Origin of the sequence: Tepidiphilus sp. J10, from assembly GCF_006980785.1 — a bacterium.
GTDB lineage: Bacteria > Pseudomonadota > Gammaproteobacteria > Burkholderiales > Rhodocyclaceae > Tepidiphilus > Tepidiphilus olei.
Window position 1 is genome coordinate 559077 of record NZ_SBHP01000001.1, and the last position, 16722, is coordinate 575798.

Below are 16722 nucleotides of genomic sequence, written 5' to 3' on the forward strand. Positions count from 1 at the left end.
CCCGCGAAGGACCGCCGCCGTCGCTCACTGCTCCTTGCTGCAATCACGCGGCGTGATACCTTTTTCCTTGGCGTAGGCCGCCGCCGACTCTTCCACCAGCGCGCGCACCACCTCGCGATCCGGTTCGATCCAGTCGGAGACGGACACCCATTTCTCGCCGTCCCACTGCTGGAAGCGTACCCGGCCGGACCCCTCGTGGTCGGCGCACGACAGCGCCAGCTCGGGCATCAACCCTTTGGCGCCGATCGCCTCCAACCGCTTCTCGTCCAGCCGGAGATTTTCCAGCGCCCAGCGCATCTGCTCACCGTCAACCGGTTGCCCCTGGCCGAATTTCTCCTGGGCGAGGCGCAGCGCTTCCACGTAGATGATCCCGTGCCCCACGCCACGGTTGTAATAGGTACTGCCGACGCGCTTGGGATCTTGCATGTCACCCTGACCCTTGGCATAGACATGCTTCTGGATGTCCTGGATCACAGGGAAATCGGTACCCGCCGGGTTGAACGCTCCGGCCACGAACCCCTTGGCCGCATCGCCCGCCGGTACGACGTCCTCCTCGGCTCCGGCCCACCACCAGCCCACGATGCGATCGGCCGGGAAGCCCGTACGCGCCGCGGTCTTCAGGGCCGTCGGGTTGGAGACGCCATAAGTGAGGAGAATCACGTAGTCGGGCCGCATCTGCCGGATCTGCAGCCACTGCGCCTGCTGCTCGTTGCCGGGCATGGCCACGGCGATCTTCTCGGTGGTAAAGCCCCACTTCTGCGCCAAGCGGTCGAGCACGGGGAAAGGCTCCTTGCCCGGAGCGAAGTCGAGGTAGAGCACGGCGATCTTTTTGCCCTTGAGCTTGTCCATGCCGCCCTCACGCTGCCCGAGATAGCCGACGATGGCCGAGGCTTGCGACCAATAGGTGGCTATCATGGGAAAGACCCAAGGGAATACGCTCCCGTCGGCAGTATCCGAGCGGCCGATCCCGATCGACAGCAACGGGATCTCGTCCCGAGGAACACGCTCGAACACCCCGAAGGTGATGCCGGTGGAGACCGGCGCGAAGAGCACATTGCGCTGGTCTCCCCGCTGTTTGAGCCGTTCGTAGCACTCCAGGCCGCGCGCGTTGTTGTATTCCGTCTCGCACTCTTGCCACACGAGCTTGACGCCGTTCACGCCCCCGTCGCGCTCGTTGATGAGCTTCATGTAGTCGATCCAACCGCCGAAGACCCCCGTACCGCCGGCCGCATACGGCCCAACCCGGTAGCTCGGCAAGCCGAGGTACTGTTCCGCCGCCTGGGCCGTACCCAGACCGGCCGCGCCCCAGACGGTGGCCGCCGCCACCGCCGTCAGCCATGCTTTTTTCAGTTTCATCGCCATGCCTCCTCTTGGTGTGGTGAAACGCCCGCGCCGTCGACCGCCTCCGCTCAGTGCGGGAAAGGCCACAGGCGCAGTTTCTCCTTGCCGATCTGCCACAGGCGGGTGAGGCCGTGCGGCTCGACGATCAGGAAGAAGATGATGAGCACGCCGAACACGATCAACTCCAGGTTCGAGGCGAGCGTGGCCGGGACGAGCGCCCCGACCGAAGTGTGCATCAGCACGTTGAGCCCGACGGGCAGCAAGAGGATGAAGGCCGCCCCGAGAAAGGCGCCCAGCACCGAGCCCATGCCGCCGATGATGATCATGAAGAGAATTTTGAAGGAGAGGTCGAGCCCGAAGCCATCGGGTTCGACCGTGCCCAGATAAGTATAGGCGTACAGCCCGCCGGCGATGCCGCAGTAGAAGGACGAGACGGCAAAAGCCAGCAGCTTGGTCTTCATGAGGGGAATACCGATCACTTCGGCCGCCACGTCCATGTCGCGCACCGCCATCCACGAGCGGCCGGTGTTGGTGCGCGCGAGGTTCTTCGCCGCCAGCGCGAGGAGCGAAACGATGGCGAGCGTGAGCAGATACTTGCTCACCGGCGTGTCGAAGGCAAATCCCAGGATTTCGATGCGCTGCGCTGAAATGATGCCGGAAGAAGAGTAGTTCGAGAACCAGGGGAATTTGGTGAGGACCCAGATGATGAAAAACTGGGCCGCGAGCGTGGCCATGGCGAGATAGAACCCCTTGATGCGCAGCGAAGGCAGCCCAAAGACGACGCCCACGGCCGCCGCGCTCAGCCCGCCGAGGGCGAGTCCGACGAGAAAAGGCAGGCCGTCGAGACGCAGGAGAAAGTTGTAAGTGGCATACGCCCCCACCGCCATGAACGCTCCGGTACCCAGCGACAGCTGCCCCGCATAACCGGTGAGGATGTTGAGCCCCAGGGCGGCGAGCGCGAACACCAGCACCGGCGTGAGCACCGCCTGCAGCCAGTACTCGCTGGCCACGAAGGGCACGACGAGGAACGCCGCCACCACGAGCGCCGCCATCACGATCCGGTCTTGCCTGATCGGGAAAATCTGCTGATCTTCCTCGTAACTCGCTTTGAATTGCCCTGCCTCGCGATAGATCATCCCCAAATCCTCCCGAACCCGTCAGACGCGGTCGATGTGTTTTTCGCCGAAGAGCCCCTCGGGCCGGATCAGCAGGAAGACGAGTGCGAGCACGTAGGGGAACCACGAGTCGATCCCGCCGCCCACGTAAGGCCCGAGATACACTTCGGCCAGTTTTTCACTCGCCCCGATGATGAGCCCACCGACGATGGCGCCAGGCACCGAGGTTAGCCCGCCGAGGATGAGTACCGGCAATGCCTTGAGGGCCGTGAAGGTGAGGGCGAACTGCACACCGTTGCGCGACCCCCACACCAGACCGGCGACGATGGCCACGAACCCGGCCACCGCCCACACGATCACCCAGATGCGCTGCAGCGGGATGCCCACCGACAGCGCCGCCTGGTGATCGTCGGCCACCGCCCGCAGCGCCCGCCCTACTTTGGTATATTGGAAAAAGAACGCAAGCACGGCCACCAGGACGCCGGCCACCGCCGCCGCCACGAGGTCGAACTTGGAAATCATCAAATTGTGGCGCTCGAGCAGCCACATCACCGGCTCGTCCGAGATTCCCAGGTCGAGGCCACGCACCATCGCCCCCCACATGCCCTGCGCCACCCCTTCGATGAGATAGGTGAGCCCAATGGTGGCCATGAAGAGCGTGATCGCCGGCTGATTGACCAGCTTGCGCAGCATGAAACGCTCCACCAGCCAGGCAAACAGCACCATGATCGCGGCGGTGAGCAGCAGCGCGATCCAGAAAAGCCCCGCCCACTCGGGCGAGAACCCAAACCACTGGGGCAAACGCTCGGTCAGGCCGACGAAAGTGAGTGCGGCGAAGAAGACCATCGCCCCCTGGGCAAAGTTGAACACCCCCGAGGCCTTGAAGATGAGCACGAAACCGAGCGCCACCAAGGCATAGAGCATCCCCGCGAGCAGCCCACCGATGAGCACTTCCAGAAAGAATTGCATCGTCCCTTCTCCCTCAGTGGGCAGCGCCGCCGAGATAAGCTTCGATCACGACCGGGTCGTTGCGCACCTCGTCGGGCGATCCGTCGCCGATCTTGCGACCGTAATCGAGCACGACCACCCGGTCGGAGATGTCCATCACCACCCCCATGTCGTGCTCGATGAGCACGATGGTGGTCCCCAACTGCTCGTTCACGTCGAGGATGAAGCGGCACATGTCCTGTTTCTCCTCCACGTTCATCCCGGCCATGGGTTCGTCGAGCAAGAGCAGCGAGGGTTCGGCCGCCAGCGCCCGGGCGAGTTCCACCCGTTTTTGTAGTCCATAGGGCAGACGCCCCACCGGCGTCTTGCGGATGTTCTGGATCTCGAGGAAATCGATGATCTCCTCGACACGGCGCCGGTGCGCGATCTCCTCACGTCGACTCGGCCCCCAGTAGAGCGCATTCCACAGGAAGTTGCGCCGCATCAGGAGGTTGCGCCCGGTCATGATGTTGTCGAGCACCGTCATGCCTTTGAAAAGGGCGATGTTCTGGAACGTGCGGGCGATGCCCTGCGCCGCCGCCTCGTGGGGATTCATCCGTCGCCGCTCCTGGCCACGGAAGACGATGCGCCCCTGCTGCGGGTGATAGACGCCATTGATGACGTTGAGCATCGAGCTCTTGCCCGCCCCGTTGGGACCGATGATCGCGCGGATCTCGCCCTCGCGCACGTCGAAACTGATGTTGGTGAGCGCCTTGACCCCGCCGAACGACAGCGAGATGTTCTGCAGATCGAGGATCACGTCGCCGATGACTCGCGCCATTTCCTCCTCCTTCAAGCGTGCACGCGCGGTGAGGACGGGAAGACCTTTGCGTCGCGGATGCGCACATCGGCAGCGATCTTGCCGGTGCGCCCGTCTTCGTACTTGACCGCCGTCTCGATGTATTGGCTGTCCTTGCCGGCATAGAGCGCCTCGACGAGCACGGCATACTTCTCGGAAATGAAACGCCGACGCACCTTGCGCGTGCGGGTGAGCTCCTCGTCGTCGGCATCGAGCTCCTTGTGCAGGATGAGGAAACGCCGGATCTGCGAGCCGTTCATCTGCGGATCGTGGCTCAGGTCTTCATTGACCTCTTCCACGCACTGCTGGATCAAATCGTAGACGGCCGGCTGCTGCGCCAGATCGGTATAGCCCGAATAAGCGAGCCCGCGGCGCTCGGCCCAGTTGCCCACCGCCTCCAGGTCGATGTTGATGAAGGCGGTCACGTAAGGACGGTCGTGCCCGAAAGCCACCGCCTCCTTGATGAGAGGGAAGAACTTGAGCTTGTTCTCGATGAAATTGGGTGCAAACATCGAGCCGTCCTTGAGCCGCCCCACGTCCTTGGCCCGGTCGATGATCTTGAGGTGCCCGTCCTCGTCGAAGAAGCCCGCATCCCCCGTCATGAAATAGCCTTCCTCGTCGAAGGCCTCGGCCGTGTCCTGCGGCCGCTTGTAATAGGCTTTGAGCAGCATCGGGCCGCGTACGCGGATCTCGCCGTTGTCGGCGATCTTCACCTCCACCCCCGGCGCGGGTTTGCCCACCGAATCGAGCTTGACCTCCCCGTCTGGCTGCAGGCAGACGTAGGCGCAGGTCTCGGTCTGGCCATAGAGCTGCTTGAGGTTGATGCCAATCGAGCGGTAGAAACGGAAGAGATCCGGCCCGATCGCCGCCCCGGCCGTATAGGCCACGCGCAGGCGCGACAGACCCAGCACGTTGCGCAGCGGCCCATAGACCAGGATCTCACCCAAGGCATAGTGCAGGCGCTGCAGCAGCGGCACGGGACGCCCCTCGAGGATCTGGATACCACAGCGCTCGGCCACTTTCATGAAATGGCGAAACATCGCCTGCTTCAAACGGCCGGCATCCTCCATACGGATCCACACCTGGGTACGCAGGTTCTCGAACACGCGCGGCGGCGCGAAGTAGTACGTGGGCCCGATCTCGCGCAGATCGGTCATCACCGTCTCGCTCGACTCGGGGCAATTGATGGTGAAACCGGCGGCATAGGCCTGCGCATAGGAGAAGAGATGGTCCCCCACCCAGGCCATCGGCAGATAGGAGAGCACTTCCTCCTTGTCGGTGAGGCGGTCGAACTGTACCCCGCCCATGCCGGCGAAGAGAAAAGCCCGATGCGTCTGGCACACCCCTTTGGGCTTGCCGGTGGTGCCCGAGGTATAGAGCATGACCGAGACGTCGTCACTCTCCCCCTTCTCGATCTCCTCATCGACGAAATCGGGCTGGTTGCGATCGTGGATGCGCCCAGCCTCCAGGAGCTCGTCCAACCCTTGCAGCACCGGCAAGGTGTAGTGGCGCATCCCGCGCGGATCGTCATAGAAGATGCGCTCGAGCGAGGGCAGGCGATCGAGGATCTCGAGGAGCTTGTCGACCTGCTCCTGATCCTCCACCACCGCCATCTTGACCTCGGCGTCCTGCAGCACGTAGGCCATCTCCTCGGCGATCGCATCCTGGTAGAGCAGCACCGGGATGCCACCCAGGCATTGCGCCGCGGCCACCGCCAGGTAGAGGCGGGGCCGGTTGTCACCGACGATGGCCAAACGGTCGCCGCGCCGGAAACCCGCCTCGGCCAGCCCACAGGCGAGCGCGCGCACCTGGGCATAGCACTCCCCCCAGGTGTAGGTCTGCCAGATGCCGTATTCCTTCTCGCGGATCGCCGGCCGGTCGGCGCGCACGCGGGCATGATGCCGCAGCATGCGCGGGAAAGTCTCCAGTCCCGGGATGATCGCAGGGGCATGCGGTTTCGCGCCCTCGGCCATGCCAATCCTCCTCCAATACGATGAGTGTGTAGAACCCCGCCGTCGTTCTCGTTTTGCGGCGGGGCCGTCTCCCTCCACTCGACGGCTGCATTGTGCCGACGAAGTTTTGCAAGGGTTTGTCACGAACGTAACGTGAATGTAACGACGGATTACCGGATCCCGCGTGACGTGCGAAATATTTTTTTGCACTTGATACTGATTATCGTTTACCATATCATTTACAAAGGAACGTTTCCCACCCCGGACCATGACTCCAGACACTCATCGCGTCATCTCGCCCTGGTCGATTGTCGCCGCCCTCGCGCTGCACGGGGCGATCCTCTACGCTAGCGCACGCGCCCTGCCCGAAGTGCAGGCGCCTGCCGCGGCCCCGATCATGACGCTCGCCTGGGTCGCTCCGTCGCCCGAACCCGCTCCCGCAGTGGCGCCGGCGCCTGCCGCCGAACCCCCTCCGACCCCTCCCAAAGCGAAAGCGCCTGCCCGCTCGCAGCCAAAATCCCATGCGACGGCTCGGCCCACTCCAGCACCACCGCCACCGAAAATGGCAAACGCCGCCCCGGCCCCGGCCACCCCGGCAAACGAGGCGACGGCAGACTCCGCGCCGGCAGCGGACGCTTCCACCGCTGCCCACGGCAGCACCCCGAGCGCCGAAGCCGCGCCTTTCGTCGAACCGCGCTTCGATGTCGCCTACCTCGCCAACCCTCGACCCGCCTATCCCCCCGTCTCACGCCAACTCGGCGAACAAGGGAAGGTGATCCTGCGCGTACTGGTCGGAGCTGACGGGTCGCCTCGCCACGTCGAGATGGAGCGCTCCTCGGGCTACCCCCGGCTCGACCGGGCCGCGCGCGACGCCGTCGAACGTTGGAAATTCGTTCCCGCACGCCGCGGCGACACGCCGGTCGAGGCCACGGTACTCGTGCCCATCGCTTTTTCCCTTTCTTCTTCCTGATCTTTGCGGAGCCTTACCCATGAACGAACCCCTGCTGCATTTCTTTTCCCAAGGCGACGGCGTAAGCCGCTTCATCTTCCTGCTGCTCGCGCTGCTCTCCGTATCGAGCTGGGCCGTGATCCTCGCCAAAACGGCACTGCACCTGCGTCTGTCGCGGCGAGCCGCCCAGTTTCTGCGCCGATTCTGGAACGCGGGCGATCTGGCCGAGATCGCGCGCGACCTCAGGGAACACGGCGCGATCGATCCCGCCTCACACCTCGTCCATCACGGTCTCGAAGTTCTGGAGCGCATCGACCGGGCAGGAGAAAACGCCGCGACACGTCCCGGAGCACTCGGAGAACGAGACGAGCCGCAGGAACTCCTCACCCGGGCCTTGCGCCGTGCCATCGACGAAGCCCGCGCCCGCGACGAAGCCGGCATGACGCTCCTCGGTACTACCGCCTCCAGCGCCCCCTTCATCGGGCTCTTTGGCACCGTCTGGGGCATTTATCACGCACTGCAGGCGATCGCCGCCAGCGGGAGCGCCTCGCTCGACAAAGTGGCCGGCCCCATCGGTGAAGCCCTGGTGATGACCGGATTCGGTCTGGCCACCGCGATTCCGGCCGCGATCGCGTACAACGCCTTCAGCCGCATCCAGCGCCGCCGCACCCAGGAGCTGGAGTCCTTCGCCTATGACGTCTACACCTTCCTCGTCACCGGCATCAAACGTCCGACGACCCGGTCCGAACCCGCCGTCGTCGCGCTCGGTGTCGACGCCCCTCGCCCTGCCCGCAAGACTGCCTCCTGACGGAGATCTCTCATGGCCTTCGCTCGACTCGACAGCACCGGTGACACCGAACCGATCAACGAGATCAACATGGTGCCCTTCATCGACGTGATGCTGGTGCTGCTCATCATCTTCATCGTCACCGCCCCCTTGATGACCCACGCGGTGAAAGTCGACCTGCCTCAGGCGAGCAGCGTCCCCGACACCCAACGCGACGAAGAGCGCCTACGCCTGCGGCTCGCCGCCGACGGGCAGACCCTGCACTGGAACGACGAGGCGATCGACTGGACGGCGCTGGAGCCGCGCCTCGCCGAACTCACGCCCCAGACCACGCTGGAGCTGCAAGCCGATCGTGCCACCCCCTATGAGGCGATCGCCCGTTTGATGGCGGCCGCCTCGCGCCACGGCCTGGCGAAGATCGCCTTCGTGACCCTGCCGGGTGAGCCCTCGCCCTGAAAAACGACGACGCTTTTCCCAACCCCAAGGAGTGTTTTCGATGTCGACCGTCCCTCCGCACGAACCCCAGCCGCAAGCGGAAAACGCCGCGCTTCTTCGTCCCAAGGTCCTGCCGCTGGGTGCGGCGGTGCTCATCGGACTGGGTGCCGCGCAACCGGCGCTGGCTCAAAGCGCCGAAACCGGCGCTGCCGACGCCCAAGTCCTGCCCACCGTGACCGTGACCGATCAAGCCCCCGTTGCCGAAGAGGGGTACCTCAAGCGCACCACCCGCGTGGGCAAAACGCTGCAAGACCCGCAGGAGATTCCCCAGGCGATCACCATCCTCACCCGCGACCTGCTCGAAGACCAGCAAGTGGGTTCCTTGCGCGAGGCGCTGCGCAACGTCTCGGGACTCACCTTCAACGCCGCCGAGGGTGGGCGCTCCGGCGACAACATGATGCTGCGTGGTTTCTATACCTTCGGCGACATGTACCTCGACGGCATGCGCGACACGGCGCAATACAACCGCGAGACCTTCGATCTCGAGAGCGTGGAAGTGCTGCGCGGCGCCGCCGCCATGCTCTACGGCCGCGGCCAGGCGGGTGGCGTCATCAACCAGGTGAGCAAGACGCCGTTGCCCGTCGACAAGTACAAGCTCACCGGCTCGGTCGGTACCGAGGACTATCGCGAGGGCACGGCCGATCTCAACAAAACCCTGGGTGAGAACTCGGCGCTGCGCGTCAATCTCATGAAACGCGTGGAAGGCAGCTGGCGCAAGAACCCGGCCAACGGTGCCGAACCCGAGGTCGACCGCCAGGGTGCGGCCCTGAGTTTCGTCCACGGCATGGGCACGCGCGACGAAGTGCAGCTCAGCTACTACTATCTACAGACTCGCGACAATCCCGACTACGGCGTACCCTTCGATGCCACGACCAAGCGGCCGCTCAAACGCTTTGGATCCTCCGCCTTCTGGGGCACCGACGATACCTTCGACGACTCGGACACACACATCGCCACCGCCACCTACACCCACCGTTTCCAACCGGGCACCGAGTGGCGCACGAGCCTTCGTTTCGCCGATTACGACCGCAGTTATTGGGCGCTCGCCCCTTCACGCACTAGCGCACCCGCTGCCGACGGTTCGAGTGGCAGCTCGAAAACACGCAACACCGACTATCAAACCGTGGCGCTGCAATCCGATCTCACGCACGCCCTCACGCTCGCCGGCATGCGCCATGAACTGCTCCTGGGATTCGAATACCTCAACGAAGACAGCCACCGCCGCTCGCTGCGCAATCTCGCCGCCCCGGGGGCGCCGGCCTTCTATCGCCCCGGCATCGAGGATCCCAAGGCGAGCGCCACCGATTTCACCGGCGACAGCTACGCGCTGCTCGCCCAGGACACCATCGAATTCCTGCCCGGCTGGAAACTCACCCTGGGCGCACGCCGCGACGAGCTCTCCGCCGACTACAGCAACGTCAATTCCCCCAGCCTCGACTACGGCGAGAACAGCTACCGGGCGGGCCTGTCGTGGCTGCCCACCGCCAACCAGCACTACTATCTCTCGTGGTCCGACAGCTTCAGCCCCACCGCCGACCTCTACCAGCTCTCCGGCGGCGAATATCCGGCCGAGCGCAGCGACGTGGTCGAGCTCGGGGCCAAGTGGATGCTCTTCGAAGGCGATCTCTCGCTGCGCGCCGCGCTCTTTCGCGCCACCAAGGATTGGGAGCGCAACACCGATCTCGAGACCACCGGCGCCATCCTCACCCGCAAGCGCCGCACCGACGGGCTGGAGCTCGAAGCCGCCGGCCGCATCACCGAGCGCTGGGAAGTCTTCGCCGGCCTGGCCCTGATGGACGCCGAAATCCTCAAAGTCGCCCCCGGCGCCGACCCGCGCCTCAAGGGGCAGCAGCCGCGCAACACGCCAGACTACACCTTCAACCTGTGGACCACCTACCGCTTCATGCCAGGCTGGAAAGCCGGCCTGGGCGCCGAGACCAAAGGCGAGCGCTATGGCTATAACCCCATGGCCGCCAACGGACCCTTCGTAAACGGCAAGTTCTCGCCCAACGTCGCCCCCTCCTACACCCGCTGGGACGCCATGCTCGCCTATGAACAGCCCTCCTACACGGTACGCATGAACGTGCGCAACCTTTTCGACAAGGTCTATTATGATGCCATCTACGAAAACGGCGGCTTGGTCGTCCCCGGCACCGACCGGGCGGTGATCCTCACGGCCGAGTTCAAGTTCTGAGCTTTCGGCGGGGCTCCTGGCCCCGCCCTCAACGGAAGACACCATGCTCCTGACGATCGACGAAGTTCTCTCCGCCGCGGAAGTCGAACGCGCCCGGACACTGCTCGCGCAGGCGCGCTGGGTCGATGGCCGCAGCAGCGCCGGACCACTCGCGCGCGAGGTCAAGAACAACCTGCAGATCGCCGAAGACTGCCCCACTCTAGCCCCCTTGCGCCAGCTGGTGCTGCAGGCGCTCGAGCGCGAGCCGCTCGTTTTTTCGGCCGTGCTGCCGCGCGACATCTTCCCGCCGCAGTTCAACCGCTACCGCGCCATCGGCGAGGGTGAGCACTACGGGCCGCACGTCGATGCCGCCATCCGGCTGGTGGGCGAGCGCAAACTGCGTACCGACGTCTCGGCCACCCTCTTTTTCAGCGCCCCGGAAGAATACGACGGCGGCGAGCTCGTGATCCACGACCTCTTCGGCACACAGCGCGTCAAGGGCAAGGCCGGTTCCATCGTCATCTACCCCGCCAGTTCGCTGCACGAGGTCACGCCGGTCACCCGGGGCGAGCGGCTCGCCTCCTTCATGTGGTTCCAGAGCCTGGTGCCCGATCCGGTCGAGCGGCGCCTGCTCTTCGAGCTCGACATGGCGACCCTGACGCTGCGCAGCGAACACGGGGAGGGCGCGCTCGCCGCGCGCTTCTCCACGGTCTACCACAACCTGCTGCGACGCTGGAGCGTCTAGCCGTGTCCGACACTCCTGCGCCCGTATGCGCCGAAGACTACCTCGAACTGGCGCAGCAGCGGCTGCCGCCGGACGTCGCCGCCTACCTCTTCGGCGGGGCCGAGGCGGAACTGGCGGCGCGGCGCAACCGCGAGGCGCTCGATGCCGCCACCCTCATTCCCCGTTTCGTGCGCGACACTCCTTTTACCCCACCGGGCGGCCCGACCCTCTTCGGCCGGCGCCACGCCTCGCCGCTGCTACTCGCGCCGATCGCCCATCAGCGCCTCTTCCATCCCGACGGCGAAGCGGCGAGCGTCCTCGCCGCGCTGGCGCAAGGCGTCACGCCCATCGTCTCCAGCCTGGCGAGCACCCCCTGGCCGCAACTGCGCCAGCTCGCCGAAGACGAAGCACTGTGGTTCCAGATCTACTGGCAGGGCGATCGTGCCGCCACCGAGCGGCTCATCGAGCGCGCCGCGGCGCTGCGCCCCGAAGCCTGGATGATCACCCTGGATGCGCCCATCGGAGGCTTGCGCTGGCGGCTGTGGCGCAGCGGTTTTCGCCTGCCGCCGCGGGCGGCGCCAGCCAACCTCGAAGCGCAGGCGCCGACGCAGCGCACGCACGAACTGGCGGCCCTCCTCGCCCTCGCTCCGACGCATGACGATCTCGCCTGGCTACGCGATCACGTGCGGCAGCCCCTCCTTGCCAAAGGCGTGCTGCACGAAGAAGACGCCGACGCATTGGCGCGGCTGGGTTACGACGGCCTCGTCGTCTCCAATCACGGCGGGCGCACCTTCGACGCCGCCCCCGCGAGCCTTGCACGGCTTGCCCCGCTCGCACGAGCCACGGGCAAACGGATGACGGTCCTCTTCGATGGCGGCGTGCGCCGCGGCAGTGACGTCGCCAAAGCCTTGGCACTGGGCGCGTCGGCCGTGCTCGTCGGCCGCCCCTACGTGGCAGCGCTTGCCCTAGAGGGCGCGCACGGCGTCGCCCGCTGCCTTCGGCTGCTGCGCGACGAGTACGCCGCCGTCGCCGCCCTGCTGTAACGGCGCCAGATTGCGAAGCGCTTCGCCCTTGGTGCACGGCGTCCGTTCGGCCAGCAGCGCGAGCATCGCCCGCTCCCAGAAACGGCGAGAGCGCTCGTGGCGCATATCCACTGGATGCAGTCCCAGGCGCAGCCAAGGACGGCTCGCGCTGCGCCTCAACCAACGCTCATTGACCACCTGCGAGACGAGCCGCCGCCAGCCGCTGCGGGCGCTCCACACGAGACTCGGCGCTTCGACCGGGTGCCACTCCTCGCCCGCGCGCCCATACACCCGCCGCGGCGAACTGGTATAGCGCAAAGACGTGCGCGCAAGCGCGCGCCAGGCGCCTTCTCCCAGAAGCCAACCCGGCGCGACGAACCCTTCCACCGGCCAGCCCAGGCGCGCGAAGAGCGCGAGGCCCTGCTCGAGCCGTGCCAGCGCCTCTTGCTCGGAGATCGCCGCGAATTCCCCCTCGTGGGTAAAGAGGCGCCGGCGCACGAAGTCGATCGGCCCATGGCAGGGCAGCTCGTCGGCGTGGTAATACCCGTGCAACACCGCCTCGCCGCCGCGGGCCAGTTCCCGCTCGATCGTGGCACAGAAACGGGGGTCCCGCTCGAACGTCCCCTGCCCGTGGTAGTCGGGCACCACCAAGAGGGTCAATGGCACACCCAGCGCCGTCGCACGCGCGGCAAAGTCGGCATAAAGCGGCCAAGTGGCCGGCGCCACGTCGTGCAGCACGACCGAGAAGAGCGCCTTCATCGCCCCCCCTGCCAGGCATCGGCCACTTCCGCAGCCACCGGCACCGGCAGCAGCGAGGGTACGCCGCACAGGGCACGGTAGTGCTCCAGCAGTCCGGGCAGTACCGCCGGCCAGGCATAACGGCGCTCTACCCAGGCGCGCGCCTGCCGCCCAGCCTCTTCGAGATCGACCTCACGGACAAACTCACGCACCGTCTGCGCAAACACCGCCGCATCCAGACGCGGAGCGATCCGGCCGGCCTCGGGCGGCACCAGTTCGGACACGGCCCCGCCGGCCACACCGACCACGGGGATGCCGCTTGCCATCGCCTCGAGCACCACCAGGCCGAAGGTCTCCTGATTGCCGGCATGAACGAGCAGATCGGCACTGGCAAGAATACGGGCGACGTCTTCACGACCGACGAAGCGATCAACCACCGTCACGTTCTCCGGCACCCGCCGCGGCATGGCGCTGCCCACGAGCAGCAGATGAAAATCCTCGCCCAAGAGCCGCGCCGCCGCAAGCAGCACGTCGAGATTCTTCTCGCGCGAGCCGCGACCGGCGAAGACCATGAGGCAGCGCGCTTGAGGGATACCCAACTCGGCGCGCAGAGCGGGGTCGCGCCGCGCCGGCGAGAACGCGGCCGTGTCGACGCCCAAGGGCTGGGCGATCGCGCCCTCCACGCCGAGCGCCGCCAGATGCTCCACCATGGTGCGGCTGGGCGTGAGCACCCGGTCGAATCGCCGGTAGAGATGACGCACATAGGCGGCCGCCGCCTGCCCCCAGGTTCGCCCGAATCGTCGCTCGACGAGGCGGGGGAGATCCGAATGGTAAAAACCGATCACGGGTACGCCCAGCCGCTCCCCCGCGGCCAGCGCTGCCCAGGCAGGAACGTAGGGGTCTCCCGCCTCGATCACGTCGGGCGCCAAGGCAACGAGACGCTCCCCCCACGGCCCAGGGCGCAAGGGGAAGCGATAACCGGTGGAGAAAGGGATGGGCCAGGCCGAGATCATCTCGCAGCCGGGTGCGGAGCGATCTTCTGCTCCCGGCACCACCAGGGTATGCCGCACCCCCTCGATCGAAGAAAGAAAACGTCGCTTCGACTCCAGATACGTCCGTACGCCCCCGCTCGCTTCCGCGTAGAACATTGTGACGTCGGCAATATGCATGAATCGTCCGGTCGGCAAGAAAGTTCTATCAGTGTAGCGCTGCCGCCTCTTGCCTGCCACCCCCTGCAGGATCTCTCGCAGCGGCAAAAGCATCCCGTAAACACCTTGTTTCTTTTTTGGCCGATGCCAACGATTGATCTTCCTGGATCCGCAGACTAACCTGGTTCATACGAACGTCTTTTCGTCTCGAGGAGAAAAACGATGATCCCGTTCGACCGATCGTTTCACCGCGCTTGGTTCTACGTACTACTGATCGCGATGAGTCTCGTGCTACTCCTGCCACGAGCCCACGCAGCCACGTCACAAGAAGAACTGATCCGCGATGCCCAGCAAGCTCTGGCCACGCTACGCAAAATCAACCCATCGGCAGACGCCATCGCCAAGTCGGCCAAAGGCGTGCTGGTGTTCCCCAACATCATCAAAGCAGGCCTCGTCTTCGGCGGCAGCTATGGTGAAGGCGTACTTTTCGTCGATGGCAAGGTACGGGGATTTTATAATTCGGTCTCCGCTTCCTGGGGCTTGCAGCTCGGCGCTCAATCGTACGGCTACGCCCTGTTCCTGATGAACGACAAGGCTCTGAAATACCTTGAAGAGAGCCAAGGCTGGGAGTTGGGTTCCGGTCCGAACGTCACCTTGGTGGATACCGGAGTCGCAGCGAACCTCTCCACCACCACGCTGCGCGACGACGCCTATGCCTTCATCTTCGACCAGCAGGGGCTCATGGGCGGCATCAACATCGAAGGCACGAAAATCACGCGCATCGAGCACCCCTGATCCATTGACATTCCGAAACACGTTCCATGCGTCATGCATGGCATAATGAAATATGTAAATCACGAACAGGAGCGACCATGAAACGGATTTTCCTTCTCGCGCTCACCGCATTCACCCTGAGTCTGCTGAGTGGTTGTGCCACGTGGGACAACATGTCGTCCCGAGAAAAGGCCGCGGTAGGGGGTGCTGCCTTGGGCGGCGTCGTCGGTGCGGCCGTTTCGGACGGGCACCTGCTCGGCACGGTCGGAGGTGCCGCCATTGGGGGCGTCATCGGCGATCAGCTCGGCAAGTGATTCGAGCGACGCAGCGCTAGCCGCCATCGCCCGTCGTCTCCGTTCCCGTGGGAGCGGAGAGGCGGGTCACCAGCAATTGGTCGATGCGGTAGTTGTCGATATCGACCACTTCGAAACGGTAGCCTTTGTATTCGAGCGCATCGGTGCGCTTGGGTACCTTGCGCAAGTGATACATCATGAACCCGGCGATGGTCTCGAAGTGTTCCGATCCTTCGAACCCGTCGATTCCGAGCACCTCGGCCACCTCGGCGATCGGGGTGAGCCCATCGAGCAACCAGGAATCGGCGTCACGCCGAACGATCATCTCTTCGCGCCCCACGACGGGATCGACCGCGACCACCGTGTCCATCACGTCGCGAAGCGTGAGCAAACCCACAACTATGGCATATTCGTTGACAATGAGCGCGAAATCTTGCCCGGCACTGCGAAAGCGCTGCAGCGCCTCGAGCAGCGTGAGCGTATCCGGGAAGACCAACAAATCCCGCACCACCATCTCGGCGGTCAGCGAGACTTTTTCTCCGTCGATGATGGAGAGGAACAGATCGCGCGTGTCCACGTAGCCCACAGGACGGTCGAGCGAGCCGTCACACACGGGAAACTTGCCGTGGGGGTGGTTGCGCAACTTCTGCCGAATGTTTTCCTCGGGCTCACCAACCAAAAGATAGACGATCTCGTCGCGCGGCACCATGGCGGTACGCACGGTGCGCTCGTCGAGCTCGAAAACACGGGTCACCAGTTTCTGCTCCTCGGCGAGCAGCGTTCCGGCACGCGTGGCGGCGTCGGCCAGCGCCACGATTTCATCGACGGTGACCTCCTCGCGCCGGCGTTCCGGCGCTCCGGCCAGGCGCAGCACCCAGGAAGCGAGGGCGTCGATCATCCACACCAGGGGATGGAGCAGGCGCACGAGCAGCGTCATCGGCGGGGCCGCCACCAGCGCGATGCGCTCGGGCGCGAGTAGCGCGAGGCGTTTCGGCACCAGGTCGGCGAACACGACGAAGAGCAACGTGACACCAAGAAACGCAAGGGAAGAGGCGACGGAGCGGACATACTCCGGCGGCAACAAGAGCGCCACGAACGGTTCGAGCCAAGGCGTGACGGAAGACTCTCCCACCGCACCGCCGAGGATCGCAACCGCATTGAGGCCGATCTGCACCACCGTGAAATAGTGCCCCGGCTGATCCTGGAGCGTCAACACCCGCTGGGCCCTGACGTCTCCTTGCTTGGCCAGCATCTCGAGGCGCAAGCGGCGCGACGCCGCGAGCGATATCTCCGACATGGAAAAGAAAGCACTCGTGAGCACGAGCGCCAAGAGGGCGACAAGGATCGACATGTTGGTTTTTTTCGTCCGAGACTTCCTCATTATAGCGAGGAAGTCCGTCGCGACCCGATGGATATAATGGGACT

16 protein-coding genes are annotated in these 16722 nt (G+C 65.0%); 8 read left to right on the forward strand and 8 right to left on the reverse strand.

The window, feature by feature from the left end; translation table 11 throughout:
- Positions 1 to 24: 24 nt before the first annotated feature.
- The 5 genes from EPD81_RS02770 to EPD81_RS02790 are packed head-to-tail and all read right to left on the reverse strand — an operon-like array spanning position 25 to position 6215.
- Positions 25 to 1356 (reverse strand): ABC transporter substrate-binding protein, encoded by a 1332-nt coding sequence (locus EPD81_RS02770; RefSeq protein WP_142803883.1) that lies wholly within the window; start codon positions 1354 to 1356, stop codon positions 25 to 27.
- A gap of 53 nt (positions 1357 to 1409) precedes the next feature.
- Complete coding sequence (locus EPD81_RS02775; protein ID WP_142803884.1) at positions 1410 to 2477, reverse strand: branched-chain amino acid ABC transporter permease; 1068 nt, start codon at positions 2475 to 2477, stop codon at positions 1410 to 1412.
- 21 nt (positions 2478 to 2498) lie between these two features.
- Positions 2499 to 3425: a branched-chain amino acid ABC transporter permease gene (locus tag EPD81_RS02780; protein ID WP_142803885.1), complete on the reverse strand. Its 927-nt coding sequence runs from the start codon at positions 3423 to 3425 to the stop codon at positions 2499 to 2501.
- Between the two features lie 13 nt (positions 3426 to 3438).
- Positions 3439 to 4224 (reverse strand): ABC transporter ATP-binding protein, encoded by a 786-nt coding sequence (locus EPD81_RS02785; protein WP_142803886.1) that lies wholly within the window; start codon positions 4222 to 4224, stop codon positions 3439 to 3441.
- 11 nt (positions 4225 to 4235) lie between these two features.
- Positions 4236 to 6215, reverse strand: a complete 1980-nt coding sequence (locus EPD81_RS02790) for a long-chain fatty acid--CoA ligase (protein ID WP_142803887.1) — start codon at positions 6213 to 6215, stop codon at positions 4236 to 4238.
- A 247-nt stretch (positions 6216 to 6462) separates the two neighbouring features.
- Between EPD81_RS02790 and EPD81_RS02795 the strand changes: the two genes are divergently transcribed.
- Genes EPD81_RS02795 through EPD81_RS02820 form a run of 6 tightly spaced genes read left to right on the forward strand, consistent with a single transcriptional unit; the run spans position 6463 to position 12365 of the window.
- The gene (locus EPD81_RS02795) at positions 6463 to 7164 is read left to right on the forward strand and encodes an energy transducer TonB (protein ID WP_142803888.1); all 702 of its coding nucleotides are present in this window, start codon (positions 6463 to 6465) and stop codon (positions 7162 to 7164) included.
- Positions 7165 to 7183: 19 nt separating this feature from the next.
- Positions 7184 to 7951 (forward strand): MotA/TolQ/ExbB proton channel family protein, encoded by a 768-nt coding sequence (locus EPD81_RS02800; RefSeq protein WP_142803889.1) that lies wholly within the window; start codon positions 7184 to 7186, stop codon positions 7949 to 7951.
- Positions 7952 to 7963: 12 nt separating this feature from the next.
- Positions 7964 to 8386 (forward strand): biopolymer transporter ExbD, encoded by a 423-nt coding sequence (locus EPD81_RS02805; RefSeq protein WP_142803890.1) that lies wholly within the window; start codon positions 7964 to 7966, stop codon positions 8384 to 8386.
- 40 nt (positions 8387 to 8426) lie between these two features.
- Positions 8427 to 10619, forward strand: a complete 2193-nt coding sequence (locus EPD81_RS02810; RefSeq protein WP_142803891.1) for a TonB-dependent siderophore receptor — start codon at positions 8427 to 8429, stop codon at positions 10617 to 10619.
- A 43-nt stretch (positions 10620 to 10662) separates the two neighbouring features.
- Positions 10663 to 11343: a Fe2+-dependent dioxygenase gene (locus EPD81_RS02815; RefSeq protein WP_142803892.1), complete on the forward strand. Its 681-nt coding sequence runs from the start codon at positions 10663 to 10665 to the stop codon at positions 11341 to 11343.
- 2 nt (positions 11344 to 11345) lie between these two features.
- The gene (locus EPD81_RS02820) at positions 11346 to 12365 is read left to right on the forward strand and encodes an alpha-hydroxy acid oxidase (protein ID WP_185955330.1); all 1020 of its coding nucleotides are present in this window, start codon (positions 11346 to 11348) and stop codon (positions 12363 to 12365) included.
- Here EPD81_RS02820 and EPD81_RS02825 read toward each other — a convergent pair.
- Both EPD81_RS02825 and EPD81_RS02830 read right to left on the reverse strand, forming a co-directional pair.
- Positions 12288 to 13103: a DUF2334 domain-containing protein gene (locus EPD81_RS02825; protein ID WP_142803894.1), complete on the reverse strand. Its 816-nt coding sequence runs from the start codon at positions 13101 to 13103 to the stop codon at positions 12288 to 12290. The two genes, EPD81_RS02820 and EPD81_RS02825, sit on opposite strands and share 78 nt — an antisense overlap.
- Entirely contained in the window at positions 13100 to 14251 is a 1152-nt protein-coding gene (locus EPD81_RS02830) for a glycosyltransferase family 1 protein (RefSeq protein WP_142804251.1), read from the reverse strand. The genes EPD81_RS02825 and EPD81_RS02830 overlap by 4 nt, the downstream gene beginning before the upstream one ends.
- A 201-nt stretch (positions 14252 to 14452) precedes the next feature.
- Here EPD81_RS02830 and EPD81_RS02835 point away from each other — a divergent pair, with 201 nt between their 5' ends.
- The gene (locus tag EPD81_RS02835) at positions 14453 to 15025 is read left to right on the forward strand and encodes a YSC84-related protein (RefSeq protein ID WP_221929176.1); all 573 of its coding nucleotides are present in this window, start codon (positions 14453 to 14455) and stop codon (positions 15023 to 15025) included.
- Positions 15026 to 15102: 77 nt separating this feature from the next.
- Positions 15103 to 15318: a glycine zipper 2TM domain-containing protein gene (locus EPD81_RS02840; RefSeq protein WP_142803895.1), complete on the forward strand. Its 216-nt coding sequence runs from the start codon at positions 15103 to 15105 to the stop codon at positions 15316 to 15318.
- Positions 15319 to 15334: 16 nt separating this feature from the next.
- Here the strand turns inward: EPD81_RS02840 and EPD81_RS02845 are convergent, their stop codons facing one another.
- A complete protein-coding gene (locus EPD81_RS02845; RefSeq protein ID WP_142803896.1) occupies positions 15335 to 16648 on the reverse strand; it encodes a hemolysin family protein in 1314 nt (437 codons plus the stop codon).
- Positions 16649 to 16722 lie beyond the last annotated feature (74 nt).

Bases quoted from the DNA above. Each gene is read 5' to 3' on its own strand.
- EPD81_RS02830 (WP_142804251.1), bottom strand. From the start codon at position 14,251: ATGCATATTGCCGACGTCACAATGTTCTACGCGGAAGCGAGCGGGGGC.
- EPD81_RS02815 (WP_142803892.1), top strand. From the start codon at position 10,663: ATGCTCCTGACGATCGACGAAGTTCTCTCCGCCGCGGAAGTCGAACGC.
- EPD81_RS02840 (WP_142803895.1), top strand. From the start codon at position 15,103: ATGAAACGGATTTTCCTTCTCGCGCTCACCGCATTCACCCTGAGTCTG.
- EPD81_RS02785 (WP_142803886.1), bottom strand. From the start codon at position 4,224: ATGGCGCGAGTCATCGGCGACGTGATCCTCGATCTGCAGAACATCTCG.
- EPD81_RS02780 (WP_142803885.1), bottom strand. From the start codon at position 3,425: ATGCAATTCTTTCTGGAAGTGCTCATCGGTGGGCTGCTCGCGGGGATG.
- EPD81_RS02775 (WP_142803884.1), bottom strand. From the start codon at position 2,477: ATGATCTATCGCGAGGCAGGGCAATTCAAAGCGAGTTACGAGGAAGAT.
- EPD81_RS02805 (WP_142803890.1), top strand. From the start codon at position 7,964: ATGGCCTTCGCTCGACTCGACAGCACCGGTGACACCGAACCGATCAAC.
- EPD81_RS02790 (WP_142803887.1), bottom strand. From the start codon at position 6,215: ATGGCCGAGGGCGCGAAACCGCATGCCCCTGCGATCATCCCGGGACTG.
- EPD81_RS02835 (WP_221929176.1), top strand. From the start codon at position 14,453: ATGATCCCGTTCGACCGATCGTTTCACCGCGCTTGGTTCTACGTACTA.
- EPD81_RS02810 (WP_142803891.1), top strand. From the start codon at position 8,427: ATGTCGACCGTCCCTCCGCACGAACCCCAGCCGCAAGCGGAAAACGCC.
- EPD81_RS02770 (WP_142803883.1), bottom strand. From the start codon at position 1,356: ATGAAACTGAAAAAAGCATGGCTGACGGCGGTGGCGGCGGCCACCGTC.
- EPD81_RS02800 (WP_142803889.1), top strand. From the start codon at position 7,184: ATGAACGAACCCCTGCTGCATTTCTTTTCCCAAGGCGACGGCGTAAGC.
- EPD81_RS02845 (WP_142803896.1), bottom strand. From the start codon at position 16,648: ATGTCGATCCTTGTCGCCCTCTTGGCGCTCGTGCTCACGAGTGCTTTC.
- EPD81_RS02825 (WP_142803894.1), bottom strand. From the start codon at position 13,103: ATGAAGGCGCTCTTCTCGGTCGTGCTGCACGACGTGGCGCCGGCCACT.
- EPD81_RS02795 (WP_142803888.1), top strand. From the start codon at position 6,463: ATGACTCCAGACACTCATCGCGTCATCTCGCCCTGGTCGATTGTCGCC.